This window comes from Mesorhizobium sp. M1348, from assembly GCF_040317925.1.
Taxonomy (GTDB): domain Bacteria; phylum Pseudomonadota; class Alphaproteobacteria; order Rhizobiales; family Rhizobiaceae; genus Mesorhizobium.
Genome location: NZ_JAMYLH010000041.1, coordinates 26,595 through 43,853 on the forward strand (window position 1 = coordinate 26,595; position 17,259 = coordinate 43,853).

General features: G+C 63.3%; 14 protein-coding genes. 8 read left to right on the forward strand and 6 right to left on the reverse strand.

The genetic code is table 11. The annotated features are described in order from the left end of the window. Positions 1 to 8: 8 nt before the first annotated feature. The 3 genes from NKH13_RS32805 to NKH13_RS32815 form a co-directional block, all read right to left on the reverse strand. Positions 9 to 1,565 (reverse strand): formate dehydrogenase beta subunit, encoded by a 1,557-nt coding sequence (locus tag NKH13_RS32805; protein WP_352719320.1) that lies wholly within the window; start codon positions 1,563 to 1,565, stop codon positions 9 to 11. Then, complete coding sequence (locus NKH13_RS32810) at positions 1,562 to 2,041, reverse strand: formate dehydrogenase subunit gamma (protein WP_352916977.1); 480 nt, start codon at positions 2,039 to 2,041, stop codon at positions 1,562 to 1,564. Before NKH13_RS32810 ends, NKH13_RS32805 begins: the two co-directional genes overlap by 4 nt. A 133-nt stretch (positions 2,042 to 2,174) precedes the next feature. Continuing rightward, positions 2,175 to 3,074, reverse strand: coding sequence for a LysR family transcriptional regulator (locus NKH13_RS32815; RefSeq protein ID WP_023717897.1), 900 nt, complete (start codon positions 3,072 to 3,074; stop codon positions 2,175 to 2,177). A 189-nt stretch (positions 3,075 to 3,263) separates the two neighbouring features. Here NKH13_RS32815 and NKH13_RS32820 point away from each other — a divergent pair, with 189 nt between their 5' ends. After that, positions 3,264 to 3,905: a DUF47 family protein gene (locus NKH13_RS32820; RefSeq protein ID WP_352719321.1), complete on the forward strand. Its 642-nt coding sequence runs from the start codon at positions 3,264 to 3,266 to the stop codon at positions 3,903 to 3,905. After that, positions 3,905 to 4,909, forward strand: a complete 1,005-nt coding sequence (locus NKH13_RS32825) for an inorganic phosphate transporter (RefSeq protein ID WP_352719322.1) — start codon at positions 3,905 to 3,907, stop codon at positions 4,907 to 4,909. Before NKH13_RS32820 ends, NKH13_RS32825 begins: the two co-directional genes overlap by 1 nt. Before the next feature lie 38 nt (positions 4,910 to 4,947). On the opposite strand, the gene NKH13_RS32830 is transcribed toward NKH13_RS32825, so the two are convergent. Next, on the reverse strand, positions 4,948 to 5,325 hold the full coding sequence (locus NKH13_RS32830; protein ID WP_352719323.1) for a VOC family protein: 378 nt from the start codon (positions 5,323 to 5,325) through the stop codon (positions 4,948 to 4,950). Between the two features lie 195 nt (positions 5,326 to 5,520). Between NKH13_RS32830 and NKH13_RS32835 the strand changes: the two genes are divergently transcribed. From NKH13_RS32835 to chrA, 4 genes are all read left to right on the forward strand, one after another. Then, entirely contained in the window at positions 5,521 to 6,705 is a 1,185-nt protein-coding gene (locus tag NKH13_RS32835) for an Mrp/NBP35 family ATP-binding protein (protein ID WP_352916980.1), read from the forward strand. A gap of 236 nt (positions 6,706 to 6,941) precedes the next feature. After that, entirely contained in the window at positions 6,942 to 8,747 is a 1,806-nt protein-coding gene (locus tag NKH13_RS32840) for an IlvD/Edd family dehydratase (protein WP_352665372.1), read from the forward strand. 271 nt (positions 8,748 to 9,018) lie between these two features. Next, positions 9,019 to 9,858 (forward strand): chromate resistance protein ChrB domain-containing protein, encoded by an 840-nt coding sequence (locus NKH13_RS32845; protein WP_352719325.1) that lies wholly within the window; start codon positions 9,019 to 9,021, stop codon positions 9,856 to 9,858. Further along, on the forward strand, positions 9,855 to 11,243 hold the full coding sequence (gene chrA / locus NKH13_RS32850) for a chromate efflux transporter (RefSeq protein WP_352719326.1): 1,389 nt from the start codon (positions 9,855 to 9,857) through the stop codon (positions 11,241 to 11,243). The genes NKH13_RS32845 and chrA overlap by 4 nt, the downstream gene beginning before the upstream one ends. A 3-nt stretch (positions 11,244 to 11,246) precedes the next feature. Here chrA and NKH13_RS32855 read toward each other — a convergent pair whose 3' ends face one another. Together NKH13_RS32855 and pdxR are read right to left on the reverse strand one after the other, a co-directional pair. Beyond that, the gene (locus NKH13_RS32855) at positions 11,247 to 12,836 is read right to left on the reverse strand and encodes a trimethylamine methyltransferase family protein (protein WP_352665368.1); all 1,590 of its coding nucleotides are present in this window, start codon (positions 12,834 to 12,836) and stop codon (positions 11,247 to 11,249) included. Positions 12,837 to 13,030: 194 nt separating this feature from the next. Next, on the reverse strand, positions 13,031 to 14,524 hold the full coding sequence (gene pdxR, locus NKH13_RS32860; protein WP_352467513.1) for a MocR-like pyridoxine biosynthesis transcription factor PdxR: 1,494 nt from the start codon (positions 14,522 to 14,524) through the stop codon (positions 13,031 to 13,033). 255 nt (positions 14,525 to 14,779) lie between these two features. Between pdxR and pgi the strand changes: the two genes are divergently transcribed. Then, a complete protein-coding gene (gene pgi, locus NKH13_RS32865) occupies positions 14,780 to 16,423 on the forward strand; it encodes a glucose-6-phosphate isomerase (RefSeq protein ID WP_352719327.1) in 1,644 nt (547 codons plus the stop codon). A gap of 5 nt (positions 16,424 to 16,428) precedes the next feature. Next, positions 16,429 to 17,151 (forward strand): HAD family hydrolase, encoded by a 723-nt coding sequence (locus tag NKH13_RS32870; RefSeq protein ID WP_352719328.1) that lies wholly within the window; start codon positions 16,429 to 16,431, stop codon positions 17,149 to 17,151. The last annotated feature ends 108 nt before the right edge of the window (positions 17,152 to 17,259 follow it).

Here is a 17,259-nt window from a genome sequence, read left to right on the forward strand (position 1 = left end):
GTCCGCTCCTATTCCGCTGCTTCGGCGACCGGCGTCGGCCGAAAGTCGTCCGGGAAATGGTTGAGTGCACTCATCACTGGATATGGGGTGAAGCCGCCGAGAGCGCAAAGCGAGCCGAACTTCATCGTGTTGCAAAGGTCGGTGACCAGCGCGATCTGCTTTTCCGGTTCGACGTTCTGGGCGAGCCGGTCCAGCACCTCGACGCCGCGCGTCGAGCCGACGCGGCACGGCGTGCACTTGCCGCAGCTTTCGATAGCGCAGAATTCCATGGCAAAGCGTGCCTGCTTCAGCATGTCGGCGCTGTCGTCGAAAACGACGATGCCGGCATGGCCGATCAGCCCGTCCTTGGCGGCAAACGCCTCGTAGTCGAACGGCGTGTCGAACAGGGCGCGCGGGAAATAGGCGCCGAGCGGGCCACCCACTTGTACCGCCTTGACCGGACGCCCCGTCGCCGTGCCGCCGCCGATGTCGTCGACGATTTCACCCAGCGTCATGCCGAACGCGGCCTCGTAGAGACCGGGATACTTCACGTTGCCGGCAATCTGGATCGGGATGGTGCCGCGCGAACGGCCCATGCCGAAATCCTTGTAGAAGGCGGCGCCCTTGTCCATGATCACCGGCACCGAGGCCAGCGAGATGACGTTGTTGATTACCGTCGGCTTGCCGAACAGGCCCTTGTGCGCCGGCAGCGGCGGCTTGGCCCGCACCTGTCCGCGCTTGCCTTCGAGGCTGTCGAGCAGGGCGGTCTCCTCGCCGCAGACATAGGCGCCGGCACCGACGCGGACTTCCATGTCGAATGAATTGGCCGAGCCGAGCACATTGACGCCGAGCAAGCCGGCCTTGCGGGCGATCTCGACGGCCTTCTGCATCACCGCCACCGCATGCGGGTATTCGGAGCGGATATAGATGAAGCCCTTGGTCGCGCCGGTGGCAATGCCGGCGATCGCCATGCCTTCGATCAGCACGAAGGGGTCGCCTTCCATGATCATGCGGTCGGCGAACGTGCCGGAATCGCCTTCATCGGCATTGCAGACGATGTATTTGCGGTCGGCCGACGTATCGAGCACCGTCTTCCACTTGATGCCGGTCGGGAAGCCGGCGCCGCCACGACCGCGCAGCCCGGACTCGGTCACCTGTTTGACGACGTCGGACGGCGTCATCGCCACTGCATTCTGCAGGCCTTTCAGCCCGCCATGCGCCTTGTAGTGATCGAGCGACAGCGGATCGGTGACGCCGCAGCGCGCAAAGGTCAGCCGCGTCTGTTTGGCCAGGAACGGGATCTTGTCCGGCGTACCCAGCCAGCGCTTGTGGTGGCCGCCGGTGAGGAAGCCGCAGTCGAACAGGCTTTTGACGTCGGATGGCTTCACCGGCCCATAGGCGACGCGGCCAGTGGCTGTCGCCACTTCGACCATCGGCTCGAGGAAATAGGCGCCGCGCGAGCCGTTGCGCACGATCTTGGCCTCGATGCCGCGCTCGGCCAATTCCGCCCGAATCGCCTTGGCGACCTTTTCCGCGCCGAGCGCCAGCGCGCCGGAATCGCCCGGAATATAGATACGCGGGATCATGAGCGCACCTCGGCAACGATTTCATTGAGCTTTTCGTCGTCGAGCCGCCCGATCACCTCACCGTCCAGCATCGCCGACGGCGAGCAGGCGCAAAGGCCGAGGCAATAGACCGGCTCCAGCGTCACCGAACCGTCGCGGGGTGTCTCGTGGAAGCCTATGCCCAGCAATGATTTGAGCTTGGCGGCGATCGCATCCGAACCCATCGACTGGCAGGCTTCCGCCTGGCAGAGCTTCAGCACATGCCTGCCGGCCGGCTGGCTGCGATAATCGTGATAGAAAGTGACGACGCCATGCACCTCGGCCCTGGAGATGTTCAGCGCCTCGGCGATCACGGGCAGCGCGTCCTGCGGCACATAGCCGAACTCTTCCTGTATACCGTGAAGGATCGGCAACAGCGGGCCTTCGAGGCCTTTCAGCTCCTGGATGATCGCCGCCGTGCGCGATGCGATCTCGGTACTTGCAGGCTGCATCGTCATGCAGCGCCCTCCCTGGTCGTGGCGGTCTTCCGCTAAGTGCTTAAGAAATCAGAGGAAACCCGCTAAATCAATAAAGCCGATCCGTTGCTCGATAGAAATCTTCTATCGATCGCGTTCACCAGCATTGTCTAGCCTAGCGGCGGGCGCGGAAATCGTCCGCCAGCGCCATTGCCTCGTCCAACAGCGCCGAGACCAGCGGCGTGTGCGGTTCGCGCGGCGCGGCCACCAGCCCGACGGTGTGGCTGGCATCCGGCTCGACGATCGGGATAGCCCGGATCGGCTCGGAAAAGCCGAACGTTTCCGCAAGGTTAAGCGGCATGATCGACGACCATTTGCCGGTGCGGATATGCGAAAACAGCACGATCATCGAGTTGGATTCCAAAGTCGGCCGCACCTGCACGCCGGCTTCGGCCAGATGCTGGTCGATGATGCGGCGGTTCTGCATGTCCGGCGTCAGCAGGCAGAGCGGCAGCTGGCTGAGTTCCGCCCATGTCACTTTGTCGCGGTCGAAATAGGGGTTCCCGACGGCGGTGATCAGCTGGTAGCGCTCGTCGTAGAGCGGCACGCTGGTGACGCGTCCGAGCGGCTCGTTGTCGAGATAGGTGATGCCGGCGTCAATGTCGAAATTGCCGAGCAGCGACAGCACCTCGATCGATGTCCGCGACAGCACCGAGAAGGTAACGCCGGGGTGCTTTGCCCGAAACGGCGTCGTCAATCGCGCCACCATGGCCAGCGCCGTCGGGATCGCGGCGATACGGATGCGCCCTGACAAGCCGTGGCGTGCCGCCCGCATCTCCTCGCGCATGGTCCTGCTATCGCCGACGATGCGGCGCGCCCACACCAGCACCTGCTTGCCTTCCGGCGTCAGCCCCTGGAAGCGCGAGCCGCGCAGCACCAGCATCACGCCGAGCTGGCCCTCCAGCTGCTTGATGCCGGCCGAAAGCGTCGGTTGGGTGACGCCGCACACCTCCGCCGCCCGGCCGAAATGTTCTTCCCTGGCAAGTGCTATGAAGAATTCCAGCTTGTCGATCATGCCGTCGGGAGCCTGTCACGGACGCTGTGTCCGATCGTAGCGCGCAACGTCGTGGAAATCGCCTTCGGCCGCAAGCCGCCTGTAAATCGTCCGCATCCACATCTTTCAGCCGGCTTACTGTTTCCCGCGATGGCATGCAGCGCTATGTGGATGGAACTGGTCGTGGACCGACACGACGGGAGACCGAACATGCTGGGCTGGTTCCGCAAGCTTTTGCCGCGCGAAGATCGCTTCTTCGACCTGTTCGAGCGGCATTCCCGCACCGTGGTCGCTGGCGCCGAGGCACTGCAGCAGCTTTTGCAGGGCAACGACATCGACCGCTGGTGTCAGACGATCATCGATCTCGAGGACGAAGCCGATCAGATCACCGCGGAAGTGCTGCTGGCCGTGCGCCGCTCCTTTATCACGCCCTTCGACCGCGGCGACATCAAGGACCTGATCCAGTCGATGGATGATGCCATCGACATGATGCACAAGACCGTCAAGACGGTAAGGCTGTTCGAAAAGAAGGAATTCGACCCGCTGATGCAGGAAATGGGGGGCGTCGTCGTCGAGGCCGCCAAGTTGGTGGCCGAGGCGATCCCGCTGCTCGGCGAGGTCGGGGCGCATACGGTGCGCCTCAACGCCATCGCCGAGGAGGTCATGCGCGCGGAAGGCCGGGCCGACGACCTGCACGAGCAGGGCCTGAAGGACCTGTTCAAGCGGCACGGCCGCAGCGATCCGATGGCCTATCTGATCGGCAGCGAGATCTACGGCGAGCTGGAAAAGGTGGTCGATCGCTTCGAGGACGTCGCCAACGAAATCAGCGGCATCGTCATCGAGAACGTATAGTGGAAGCCGCAATAGCCTTTCCCGTGCTGGTCGGCCTTGTCTTCGTCGCGCTGTTCTTCGATTTCCTTAACGGCCTGCACGATGCCGCCAACTCCATCGCCACCATCGTCTCCACCCGGGTGCTGCGGCCGCATTATGCGGTGTTCTGGGCGGCCTTCTTCAATTTCATCGCCTTCATGTTCTTCGGTCTCCACGTGGCGGAGACGCTGGGAACCGGCATCATCGACGCCAGCATCGTCACGCCGGCAGTGATCTTCGCAGCACTTGTCGGCGCCATCGTCTGGAACATCGTCACCTGGCTCGTCGGCATCCCGTCCAGCAGCTCACACGCACTGATCGGCGGTTTGGTCGGCGCCGGCGTTGCCAAGGCAGGCACCGGCGCTATCGTCTGGGCCGGATTGGGCAAGACCACGGCAGCCATCGTGCTATCGCCGGCGGCGGGATTTCTGCTGGCGCTCATCTTGATCCTTGCGGTTTCCTGGCTGTTCGTGCGGCAGACGCCGTTCGCAGTCGACAGCACGTTCCGCGTCATGCAGTTCTTTTCCGCCTCGCTCTATTCGCTCGGCCATGGCGGCAACGACGCGCAGAAGACGATGGGCATCATAGCCGTGCTGCTCTATTCGCAAGGCATGCTCGGCGCGAATTTTTACGTGCCGCTGTGGGTCGTCATCACCTGTCAGTCGGCGCTGGCGCTGGGCACATTGCTCGGTGGCTGGCGCATCGTCCACACAATGGGCTCGAAGATCACCCGGCTGAACCCGATGCAGGGTTTCTGCGCCGAGACCGGCGGTGCGATCACCCTGTTCGCCGCCACCTGGCTCGGTATTCCGGTATCGACCACGCACACGATCACCGGCGCCATCATTGGCGTCGGCGCCGCCCGCCGCGTCTCCGCCGTTCGCTGGGGCATTGCCGGCAACATCGTGGTGGCATGGATCGTCACCCTGCCGGCAACCGCGGCGATCGCGGCTCTCACCTACCTCGCGGTCGGCCTGGCATGGTGACAGCACCGCAGCACTGCGCGGCAGGCGATGCGCCGTATCTACCTATCCACAAGGTTCAGGATGTTGCCGTCCGGATCCTTGAACCATGCGATCTTCATGCCCTGACCGACATGAACGTCGCCCTCCAGCGTCAGGCCGGGCATGTCGTAATGCTCGAAGGTCACGCCCTTCGATTTCAATGCCTCGACGATCTTGCCGAGTTCATCGCCGACCGTCCAGGTCACAGCCGTCGCCTTGTTGGTCCCAGCGAAGTTCGAACGGTACACGTTGATGGCGGTATCGCCGCTTTCATAGACGATCAGTTCGCCACCTTCATTGTGCACCTCTTTGAGGCCGAGCGTCCCTTCGTAGAAAGCCCTGGCCTTGGCCAGGTCCTTCACAGCGAGATTGGCCGTTGCGTTGCTGTTTGCGAGCATGATTCGTCTCCTTCCCTGACGGTCATTCCATGTCCATTGAAATAGGCTGCGTTGACGATTTGGCGACGGCTACTCCCACTGGAAATGCCGTCATATGCTCGCTGCCTCCCCGGTACGCCGCTGCAACTGTTGGTCCATCGCTTGGTTCTGTTCCGGAACTGCATTATCTGGAGCGGAAAAGTAGAGGAAAAACTCATGCCCGCCGCCCATGAAAACGTGACCAAGGAAATCGTTATCGAGCGCCTGAAAACGGTCAATGGGCCGGATTTCACCGGCAATATCGTCGACCTCGGCCTGGTGTCCGAGATTTTCATTGCCGATGCCAAGGTGTTCTTCTCAATCACCGTTCCCGCTGCCCGTGCCCAGGAGATGGAGCCGCTGCGCGCGGCCGCCGAACGTGTCGTCAAGGCGATCCCCGGTGTCGCCGGCGCCGTGGTCGCGCTGACGGCGGAAAAGAAGGGAGGCGGCATGGAGGCGCCGGTTCCGCAAAGCCCGGCTCAGAGGCCCGCTCCACCGGCCGCACCTGCGCGTCCCATGCCCCAGGCGCCGGCCTCACACAGCCAGGGCAAGCGCGGCGTACCCGGCATCGAGGCGATCATCGCTGTTGCTTCCGGCAAGGGCGGCGTCGGCAAGTCGACCACCGCCGTCAATATCGCCCTTGGGCTTGCCGCCAACGGGCTGCGGGTCGGCGTGCTCGATGCCGATATTTATGGCCCCTCCATGCCGCGTCTGCTCAACATTCGTGGCAGACCGCAGACCGTCGACGGCAAGATCCTGAAACCGATGCAGAATTATGGCCTCAAGGTCATGTCGATGGGCTTCCTCGTCGATGAGGAGACGCCGATGATCTGGCGCGGGCCGATGGTGATGTCGGCATTGACGCAGATGCTGCGCGAGGTCGAATGGGGACCGCTCGATGTGCTCGTCGTCGACATGCCGCCCGGCACCGGCGACGCCCAGCTGACCATGGCCCAACAGGTGCCGCTGGCCGGCGCCGTCATCGTCTCGACGCCACAGGACCTGGCCCTGATCGATGCGCGCAAAGGCCTCAACATGTTCAGAAAGGTCGACGTGCCGCTATTGGGTATCGTCGAAAACATGAGCTATTTTCTCGCCCCCGATACGGGAAAACGCTACGACATCTTCGGCCATGGCGGCGCGCGCCGCGAGGCCGAGCGTCTCGGCGTCACCTTCCTTGGTGAAGTGCCGCTCGAGATGTCCATCCGCGAGAGCTCCGATGCCGGCACGCCGGTGGTGGTCTCTAAGCCGGATGGCGCTGAGGCGAAAATCTATCGCGACATCGCCGCCAAGGTCTGGGACCGCGTCAATGAAGAGCGCGGCGCGGCCGAGGCTGCAGTGCCGAGCATCGTATTCGAGTGATGCGGATATCCCCCCAAGTGGGCCCCTTGAGGGGGAGGGTGGCCGGAAGGGTCAGGTAGGTCCGCGGCGACACGCTCCAACTTTTCCGGGATAGCGGACTGGCAAACCCCAATCCCCGTCTAGCGCGGGGGCAGATCTATGTCTATCGCACCAAAGTGCGGATTCGGATGGCGCGTGCCCCTTGCCTGCTTCCGCGCGTTGTCATATCGATTTGTCATACAAATACGGAGACCACGATGGCAGGCGCCCCCACCCACAAGAAAAAATTTCGCTCGCAGGAGTGGTTCGACAATCCCGACAATCCGGGCATGACGGCACTCTATCTGGAACGCTACCTGAATTACGGGCTGACGCGGGCCGAACTGATGTCCGGGAAGCCGCTGATCGGCATCGCCCAGACCGGCTCGGACCTGTCGCCCTGCAACCGCCATCACATCGAACTGGCCAAGCGCGTGCGCGAAGGCATCGTCTCGATGGGTGGCATTCCTTTCGAGTTCCCTTGCCACCCGATCCAGGAAACCGGCAAGCGGCCGACTGCTGCACTTGACCGCAACCTTGCCTATCTCAGCCTGGTAGAGGTGCTCTACGGCTATCCGCTCGACGGCGTGGTGCTCACCATCGGCTGCGACAAGACGACGCCGGCCATGCTGATGGCCGCGGCCACCGTCAACATTCCGGCTATCGCGCTTTCGGTCGGCCCGATGCTCAACGGCTGGCACAAGGGCAAGCGCACCGGCTCCGGCACCATCGTCTGGGAATCGCGCCAGCGCCTGTCGGCCGGCGAGATTGGCTATGACGAGTTCATGGATATCGTTGCCTCCTCGGCGCCGTCGACCGGCTATTGCAACACGATGGGCACCGCCACCACGATGAATTCGCTGGCCGAGGCGCTCGGCATGCAATTGCCGGGCTCGGCCGCTATCCCCGCCCCCTATCGCGAACGCGGCCAGATCGCCTACGAGACCGGAAAGCGCATCGTCGACATGGTGCATGAGGATCTGAAGCCCTCCGACATCATGACCCGTAAGGCCTTCGAGAACGCCATCGTCGTCAACTCGGCGATCGGCGGCTCGACCAATGCGCCGATCCACCTCAACGCCATCGCCCGCCATCTCGGCGTGCCGCTCGACAATGACGATTGGCAGAAGGTCGGCCTCAACATACCGCTCATCGTCAATCTGCAGCCGACGGGCGAATATCTCGGCGAGGACTATCACCATGCCGGCGGCGTGCCGGCCGTGGTCGCCGAACTGATGAAGGGCGGCCTGCTGCCCTATCCGGAAGCCATGACGGCTAACGGCAAGACCATCGGCGACAATTGTAGCGGCGCCGTCAACGAGAACCTCGACGTCATCCGCACGGTTGCCGAGCCGCTGAAAGCCAATGCCGGCTTCATCAATCTCAAGGGCAATTTGTTCGATTCGGCGATCATGAAGACCAGCGGCATCTCGCCCGAATTCCGCGAGCGCTATCTGTCGAACCCAAAGGACCCCGAAGCCTTCGAGGGCAACGCCATGGTCTTCGACGGCCCCGAGGACTATCACGCCCGCATCGACGACCCGGCACAGGGCATCGACGAGCACACCATCCTGTTCATGCGTGGCGCCGGCCCGATCGGCTATCCCGGCGGCGCGGAAGTCGTCAACATGCAGCCGCCTGCCTATCTGATCAAAAAGGGCATCCACGCGCTGGCCTGTATCGGCGACGGTCGCCAGTCGGGCACGTCGGGCTCGCCATCGATCCTCAACGCCTCGCCGGAAGCCGCCATCGGCGGCGGCCTGGCGCTGCTGAAGACCGGCGACCGCGTCCGCATCGACCTGCGCAAGGGTACCGCCGACATCCTCGTCAGCGACGACGAGATCACGCGGCGCCGCGCCGAGCTGCAAAACAATGGCGGCTATCACTATCCGAAGCACCAGACGCCCTGGCAGGAAATCCAGCGCGGCATGGTCGACCAGTTTTCCGAAGGCATGGTGCTGAAGCCGGCGGTGAAATACCAGGATGTGGCTCATACAAGCGGCGTGCCGAGGGACAATCACTGACCAGGGTCCGTCGCACGAGCCAGCCGTCAGGTCGCCAATTTTGCGGTCACCTCATTTCTCCCCGTTAACAGCCCGCTAACGGGGAGAAATGCTTGCCACAGAGTTGGATGCGGTCATTTGTCAAAAGCGATTGCCCTGCGACAGCAGGGACAAATGCTTGACAAGCGGGCGTGACAAATCCACGATCATCGCAAGGGGTGCATCGCGACGACCCCGTGAGGCGTCAGCCCAACGTTCGCGTCCAAGCTTCTCTTTCAAGGAGGTGGACGCCATGCCGTCAACAACCGCTATCACTGTATCGCAACTGTCCCGTCTGATTGGGCTGCCGGGTGCACCCGCAATCATCGACGTCCGCATCGATGATGACTACAACGCCGACCCGCGATTGCTGCCGGGGTCGGATCGGCGTGATTTCAGGACTGTCTCGAACTGGGCTGCCGACTTCGCTGGCAGGCAAGTGACAGTCGTCTGCCAGCAGGGAAAAAAGCTTTCGCAAGGCGTGGCCGCATGGCTGCGGCAGGAGGGCATTGCCGCCGAATCGCTCGACGGCGGGTTTGAAGCATGGCGCGATGCCAAGGGCCTTCTCGTTCACGCCGACAAGATACCGCCCGCCGATGCCAAGGGCCGCACCGTTTGGGTGACGCGTACGCGCCCGAAGGTCGATCGCATCGCCTGCCCCTGGCTGATCCGGCGCTTCATCGATCCTCACGCGGTCTTTCTCTTCGTCGAGCCGGCCGAAGTGGCGGCCGTCGCCGATCGCTTTCAGGCCGTGCCTTTCGACATCGAGAACGTGTTCTGGAGCCACCGCGGCGAACGCTGCACCTTCGACACCATGATCGAGGAGTTCGGGCTTAAATCCGAAGCGCTCGATCGCCTGGCCACGATCATACGCGCTGCCGATACTGCGAGCCTCGATCTTGTTCCACAGGCGGCCGGGTTCCTGGCCGCCTCGCTTGGCCTGTCACGAATGTTTCGCGACGATCTGGAGCAGCTCGAGGCCGGCATGCTGCTTTACGATGCGTTCTTCCGCTGGTGCCGCGATGCCACCGAAGAGACGCATAACTGGCCGGCCGCCGGCGCAGTCAGTCTCGGCGCGGGCAAACCATCGTGAGCGCCGTCCTTTCGAAAAAGCCGCCGGAGATCCAGGAGCCGGTTGTGCCGAGCTTCCGGCAGGCCGTGAAGGTCTGGGCGAAAATCGGCGTGCTCAGCTTTGGCGGCCCGGCCGGGCAGATTGCGCTCATGCACAAGGAACTGGTCGAGGAACGGCGCTGGATCGGCGAACAACGCTTCCTGCATGCGTTGAACTACTGCATGCTGCTGCCTGGCCCCGAGGCCCAGCAACTCGCCATCTATATCGGCTGGTTGCTGCACAAAACGGTCGGCGGCCTTGTTGCCGGCATTCTCTTCGTCGTGCCGGGCGCGCTTGTCATGTTCGTCCTGAGCAGCCTCTATGCGCTCTATGGCGATGTACCACTCGTCGCGGCGCTGTTTTTCGGGGTCAAGGCGACCGTGCTCGCCATTGTCATCGAGGCGGTGATCCGGATCGGCAGACGCGCGCTGAAAAACCCGGTCATGGTGTCGATCGCACTCGCCGCCTTCATCGCCATCTACGCGTTGAACGTGCCGTTTCCGCTGATCGTGCTGCTTGCCGGCCTGGCAGGCTGGATCGGCAACCGTAGTGCGCCGGCTTTTTTTTCCGGCGCTTCGCATGGCAAGGGCGATGTTCCCGACATAAAGGGCGTGGTCGATCTGATGTTCGAGCGCGGCGAACTGACCCACGTCAGGCCGACACGATGGCACGCGCCGCGCACTTTGGCGATCTGGCTGCCGATCTGGCTGGGGCCTATTCTGCTGGTCTGGGCTGTCACCGGCCCTGCCAGCGTTTGGACGCAAATCGGTGGCTTCTTCAGTGTCATGGCGGTCGTCACCTTCGGCGGTGCCTACGCAGCCCTTGCCTATGTCGCGCAGGCAGCGGTCGAGTACTTCGGCTGGCTGGCACCCGGTGAAATGGTCGACGGCCTCGGACTTGCCGAAACCACGCCGGGTCCGCTCATCCTGGTCTTGCAGTTCGTCGGCTTCGTTGCCGCGTTCCGCCAGCCGGGCTTGCTGGCGCCGCTGCTTGCCGGATTGTTTGGGGGTCTGTTCACGCTATGGGCGACGTTTACTCCATGTTTCTTGTGGATATTCCTTGGCGCGCCTTACATCGAAGCGCTGCGCGGCAACAAGGCGCTGTCGGCGGCGCTCGGTGCGATCACCGCCGCCGTCGTCGGCGTCATCATGAATCTCGCTCTATGGTTTGGCTTGCACGTCATCTTCGGCGAAGTGCGCAATGTCGGGCTTGAAATGGACGTGCCGGTGCTTTCATCGATAGACTGGCGCGCGGCGCTGCTTTCCTGTGCCTCCATGATCGCCATTCTGAAGCTGAAGATCGGTATGCTGCCGACGCTTGCCGGATCGGCGCTGGCCGGTGTGTTGTTGCTGGCGGTGAGCGGGTAACGCTCAGCCGCCCATTCTGCCGCGCGGCAGCTTGATCATATCGCCGAAGCGGGCGCGCAATTTGTCGTCGACCGGCTTCGGCACGTGGCGCGGGAAGCGTTCGGCAAGCACGCGCTTCTTCTCGATGATCGCCCGCTGCAAGATGTCAGGCCTACCTTTCTCATTCCATTCCTTAGGCGAAAAGCGGTCGCCGACGGCCGGATAGAAATATTCGGTCTGCATCAGCCGCAGCGTCTGCTCGTTGCCGAGATAATGGCCCGGGCCCTTCAGGCAGACATCGGCAATGGTGTCGATCGACAGCGACTCGTCCGTCACTTCGATGCCGCGCACGCAGCGCAGGCAGTGGCCGAGCATGTCGTTGTCGATGATCAGGCTCTCAAGGCAAAAGCCGAGCAGCGAGGCGTGCATGCCGGCCGATTCGTAAACCAGGTTGAGGCCGGCAAGACCGGCCATCACGTCGGTTATGCCCTTTTCGTAGCCGGACTGAATGTCAGGCAGTTTCGAATCTGTCATGCCGGCGGCCGAACCGCCCGGCAGGTCGTAAAATTGCGCCATCTGCGCGCAGGCCGCGGTCAGCACCGCCTGCTCGGCCGAACCGCCCGACATGGCGCCGGTCCGGAGATCCGAGACAAACGGCCAAGTACCGAAAATCGCCGGATGGCCTGGCTTGATGGCGTTGACGTAGATGAGGCCGACGAGCACTTCGGCGACCGCCTGCACCACGGCGCCGGCAATCGCCGCCGGTGCCGTCGCACCCGCCTGGCCTGCCGACAGCAGCAGGATCGGAATGCCGCCCTCGACGCAGGCTTCGAGAACGCCACAGGCGTCCTCGGCAAACTTCATCGGCGGCACGACGAAGCAGTTCGAATTGGAGACGAAAGGCCGGGCGCGAAAATTCTCTTCGCCGCCGGCAATCGCATAGAGCATGTCGAGCGCCGGCTTGACGTTCTCACGCACGGTAAACGAGGTGCCGACATGCTTCGACGTGCCCATGACGCAGGCGTAGAGCGTGTTGAAATCCATATCGAGCGGGTCGGGAATGTCGCGCGGCACCATCGGCCGCTGGAAGAAATGGATGTTGTCGAGCCCTTCGACCAGGCGCGCGGCATCGTAAATGTCCTGCAGCAGCGACTCGCGATACTCACGCTTTTCGACATCGACGAGATGCACCGCAGCACCAGCCGTGCCGTAATGCACGCGCTTGCCCTGGATCACCATGTCATGCTTCGGATCCTGGCCGTGCAGGGTGAAATGCCGTGCCGCTTTCTTGATCGTGTCGAGCACAAGGCCGCGAGGAAACCGCAGGCGGCCGTCCTCACTGAAGGTCGCGCCGGCTTTGGTGAGTGCCTCGATGCAGGAGGGGATGGCGTTGGCGAAACCGACTGTCTCCAGAAGAGTAAGCACGGCCTCATGGATACGTTCGCAATCATTGCCGCTGAGCGGGCTGTAGCTTCCGCCTTCGAGGCCAGCACGCACCGGCTTGACGTCGTCGGCGAGCGGTGCCGCCCGCATGGCGCGGCGCGCCTCGCGCCCGCCGGACCGCCGCGAACGCTGGTCTGCGGACACGTCCTGCTTCTCATGGGCCATTGGCATGAAGGCACTCCAACTTTAGCTGCGGAGCGGGCGCGGCGGTTGGTCCACCATCGGCCTGCTTCGTCCCCTTTATATAGCGACTATGCCGCCGGCATTGGCACAGCCTATGTGCCAGCCGGTCCCGTCGCATATGCCAAGGAGCTAAAGAACCGGAGCCGCACTACGTGCGCCAGGCTCCGGTCGGGGAAGGGAGATCAGGCCGCTGCCGGCCTGCGTCCAGCTGCCGTCGCCAGTTCGCGGATGCCGGGTTCGATGTGCTGCAACGCGATCGAGGAAATGCCCAAGCGCATGAAACGCGATGGTTTTTCGGTACGGTCGAAGAAGCGGTCGCCAGGCTCGATGATGACGCTGCGCGAGGCTGCGGCCTCCGCCAGCCCGCGCGAATCGGTGCCGCGCGGCCCCTCGAGCCAGAGCGACGTGCCGCCGGCCGAATCGGTCGAGCGCCACTCCGGCAGGAAGGCGGAAATCGCATGGACCAGACGCTTGCGCCTCTCATCGAAGGCGCTCGACAGCCGCCGCACCAGCGCCTCGTGATGGCCGAGCGACAGGAACAATGCGACGGCGCGCTGGTTGTTCGCCGGCGGATGGCGCAGCATGAAGCGGCGTAGCGCCCGAAGCTCGGAGATCAGCCCGGCCGAGGCGACGATGTAGCCGAGCCTGAGGCCGGGAGCCAGCGTCTTTGACATCGAGCCGACGTAGACGACGCGGCCGGACCGATCGAGGCTCTTCAGCGCCTGCTGCGGCGCCTCGTCCAGGAGCTGGCTGTCATATCCGTCCTCGATGATGATCTGGTTGTAGCGGTTGGCGCGCGCCAGAAGATCCTGCCGCCGCTCTGCCGACAGCGGCACCATGGTGGGGCAATGGTGGCTGGGCGTGACGAAGACGAAGCCGGAATCATTGGGAATGGCCGAGGTTACGATGCCGGAGTGGTCGACCGGAACCGGCTGGATGTCGGCGCCGGCCAGCCGGAAGATCGAACGTGCATCGGGATAGCCCGGGTCCTCCATCGCCACCTTCGAGCCCTTTGTCATCAACAGCGTCGCCAGCATGTAAAGCGCGTTCTGCGCGCCCAGCGTCACGATGATCTCGTCCGGATTGGCGAAGATGCCGCGTCGCGGCAGCAGCCGTGCCTGGATCTGCTCGATCAGGAGTGGATCGTCGCGGTCGACCATGTCGGACGCCCAGTTGCGGATTTCGAGCACCGCCAGCGCCATGCGGTTGCACTCGCGCCATTCGGCGGTCGGGAACAGCGCCGGGTCGAACTGGCCATAGACGAAGGGGTAGGACGACTTGATCCAGTTGTCGTGCTTGGCCGGCGGTGGCATGTCGCTCGCCGCGATCTGCCGGCGCGCCTTCCAGTCGATCTCGTTGGCCTGGTCGGGCGCTTTCTGGTGCGGCTTGGCCGGCGTCGCCAGCACTTCGGGATTGACGAAATGGCCGCGGCGCTCGCGCGCCACCAGGAAGCCCTGGTCGACCAGCTGCTGGAAGGCCAGCACCACGGTGCCGCGCGCTACGCCGAGTTTTTCGGCAAGAATCCGGCAGGACGGAAGCGGCATGGAAGCCGCGATCTGCCGGTCGAGGATGGCGGCGACAATCGCCTGGCGGATCTGCGCTTGCAGGGTCTGACCGGATTCCGCCGAAATCCGGAACAGGCCGGACCATATGGCCGTGTCGTTTCGCTGTGGCATGGGAGATGTTCCTCGATGGCCAGCTTTTTTCACTTGGCTGGACCAGTCGAATGTACCGGTGGCACAAGGTGTTGCGCCAATCAATTTTTCTGATCGCTGGGATTTATGCCAGTGATCCTTTGCGCCGGCCCACGCTGCGCTGCGGCATCGCTGCGCATTGAAACAGATAGAATTCGACCCGATAGTTTGCCGCGACGACACGCGCCGGAAACATCCGGCCTGATAAGATGCATCTCAAGAGACCGGAGCAAAGCAGTGGATCAATCGTCCTTTCAAAAGCAGCTCGACGCATTGCGCGATCATCGTGCGGCCAAATCGGGCTCGATGCGCGAGGCTTTCGCTGCCGATCCGCAGCGCTTCGAGAAATTCTCCGCCAGCGACGGCGACCTGCTGCTCGACTGGTCGAAATGCGCGGTCGATGCGCGGACGATGGAGTTGCTGGAGAAGCTGGCTGAGGCCGCCGACCTCGAAGGCCGGCGCGACGCTATGTTTGCTGGCAAGAAGATCAACGTCACCGAAGGCCGCGCCGTGCTGCACACGGCGCTGCGCAACTTGACCGGCAAGGGCATCGTGCTCGACGGTCAGGACGTGAAGGTGGAAGTCCTTGCCGTACTCGACGCGATGGGTGCCTTCGCGGACGCGGTGCGTTCCGGCAAGGCGGCCGGCGCGACCGGCAAGAAGATCACCGACATCGTCAACATCGGCATCGGCGGCTCCGATCTCGGCCCGGCCATGGCGACGCTGGCGCTGGCGCCCTATCATGACGGGCCGCGCGCGCATTACGTATCCAATATCGACGGTGCCCATATTCACGACACACTGAAGGGTCTTTCCGCCGAAACCACCCTGTTCATCATCGCCTCCAAGACCTTCACCACGGTCGAGACGATGACCAATGCCGAGACCGCGCGCCGATGGGTCGAGAAGGCGCTCGGCAAGGAAGCAGTCGGCAAGCATTTCGCCGCCGTCTCGACGGCGCTCGACCTGGTCGCCAAATTCGGCATCGCGCCCGATCGCGTCTTCGGCTTCTGGGACTGGGTCGGCGGCCGCTATTCCGTCTGGGGTGCGATCGGCCTGCCGGTGATGATCGCCATCGGCCCGAAGGATTTTCGCGCCTTTCTCGACGGCGCCCATGAGCTGGACGAGCATTTCCGCACCGCGCCGCTGGCGAAGAACCTGCCGGCGCTGATGGGGCTGATTGGCTGGTGGCACCGGGTGGTCTGCAAATACCCCGCTCGCGCCGTCATCCCCTACGATCAGCGTCTGTCCAGGCTACCGGCCTATCTGCAGCAGCTCGACATGGAATCGAACGGCAAGAGCGTCACCCTGGACGGCGGCGCTGTGACGACGCCGACCGGCCCGCTGGTCTGGGGCGAGCCCGGCACCAATGGCCAGCATGCCTTTTTCCAGCTTCTACATCAGGGCACCGATTTCATTCCGGTCGAATTCCTCGCCGCTGCCGTCGGCCACGAGCCGGAACTGAAGCATCACCACGACCTTCTGCTCGCCAATTGCCTGGCGCAGTCGGAAGCCTTCATGAAGGGCCGCACGCTTGAGGAAGCCCGCGCGCAGATGCTGGCGAAAGGCATGAAGCCCGCCGATGTCGACAGGGTTGCTCCGCACCGCGTCTTCTCCGGCGACCGCCCCTCGGTGACGATCCTCTACAGGAAACTCGACCCCCACACGTTCGGACGGCTGATTGCACTCTACGAGCACCGCGTCTTCGTCGAAGGCACGCTGTTCAACATCAACTCCTTCGACCAGTGGGGCGTCGAGCTCGGCAAGGAACTGGCGACCGGCCTGCTGCCCGTCGTTGAAGGCAAGGAGAATGCCGCAAAGCGGGATGCCTCGACTGCCGGACTGGTGGAATACATTCACCGCTTGCGCGGCCCGGAGTGAAAAGCTTGGCGGACATCAAGGGAATATTGTTCGACAAGGACGGCACGCTTGTCGATTTCAACGCGACATGGCTGGGCATCGCCGACTTCATGGCGATGGATGCGGCCGAAGGCGATCGCTGGAAAGCAGACAGGCTGCTTGCGGCGGCGGGCTTCGACTTCGCCACCAAGCGCTTCAAGCCGGATTCGATTTTTGCCTCCGGCACCAACATGGACGTCGTCGAGCTGTGGTTTCCACGGCTGTCCGACGAGGACCAGATGCTTGCCGTCGCCCGCTTCAACGCCATCACCTCGGCGCAAGGATCGGCAATGGCGGTGGCGCTGCCGGGTGTGGTCGAGACGCTTGGGCTGCTTCACAGGAAATCCTACCGGCTTGGCGTCGCCACCAACGACTCGACCAGCGGCGCGGAAAAGACCCTGGTCACACTGGGCGTCGCGCAGCTTTTCGAAGCCGCCTATGGTTACGACGCGGTGGCCAATCCAAAACCGGCGCCGGATACGATCCTTGCCTTCTCGGATCTGACAGGACTCAGGCCAGCGGCGATCGCCGTCGTCGGCGACAATCGCCACGATCTGGAAATGGCGCGCGCCGGCGGCTGCGGCCTGGCGATCGGCGTGCTGTCCGGCACCGGTACACGTGAATCGCTGTCGCAGATCGCCGATATCATTCTGGATTCGGTTGCCGATCTGCCCGATTTTCTTGCGGCCCGAGTCAGCGAGACGGTCTAGACTCGCAGCTAGAGCGGTTCCCCCTTTGACGGAATCAAAGGGGATTCCAGATTTATCTGTTTTGTGATTCAAGATGCTGGCTGGAGTGGAGGCCAGCATCGGATGACC

Excerpts from the sequence above, each read along its gene's own strand:
- NKH13_RS32805 (WP_352719320.1), bottom strand. The coding sequence starts at position 1,565 with ATGATCCCGCGTATCTATATTCCGGGCGATTCCGGCGCGCTGGCGCTC.
- NKH13_RS32840 (WP_352665372.1), top strand. The coding sequence starts at position 6,942 with ATGGCAGGCGCCCCCACCCACAAGAAAAAATTTCGCTCGCAGGAGTGG.
- pdxR (WP_352467513.1), bottom strand. The coding sequence starts at position 14,524 with ATGCCACAGCGAAACGACACGGCCATATGGTCCGGCCTGTTCCGGATT.
- NKH13_RS32810 (WP_352916977.1), bottom strand. The coding sequence starts at position 2,041 with ATGACGATGCAGCCTGCAAGTACCGAGATCGCATCGCGCACGGCGGCG.
- NKH13_RS32835 (WP_352916980.1), top strand. The coding sequence starts at position 5,521 with ATGCCCGCCGCCCATGAAAACGTGACCAAGGAAATCGTTATCGAGCGC.
- NKH13_RS32845 (WP_352719325.1), top strand. The coding sequence starts at position 9,019 with ATGCCGTCAACAACCGCTATCACTGTATCGCAACTGTCCCGTCTGATT.
- NKH13_RS32855 (WP_352665368.1), bottom strand. The coding sequence starts at position 12,836 with ATGCCAATGGCCCATGAGAAGCAGGACGTGTCCGCAGACCAGCGTTCG.
- NKH13_RS32830 (WP_352719323.1), bottom strand. The coding sequence starts at position 5,325 with ATGCTCGCAAACAGCAACGCAACGGCCAATCTCGCTGTGAAGGACCTG.
- NKH13_RS32820 (WP_352719321.1), top strand. The coding sequence starts at position 3,264 with ATGCTGGGCTGGTTCCGCAAGCTTTTGCCGCGCGAAGATCGCTTCTTC.
- NKH13_RS32815 (WP_023717897.1), bottom strand. The coding sequence starts at position 3,074 with ATGATCGACAAGCTGGAATTCTTCATAGCACTTGCCAGGGAAGAACAT.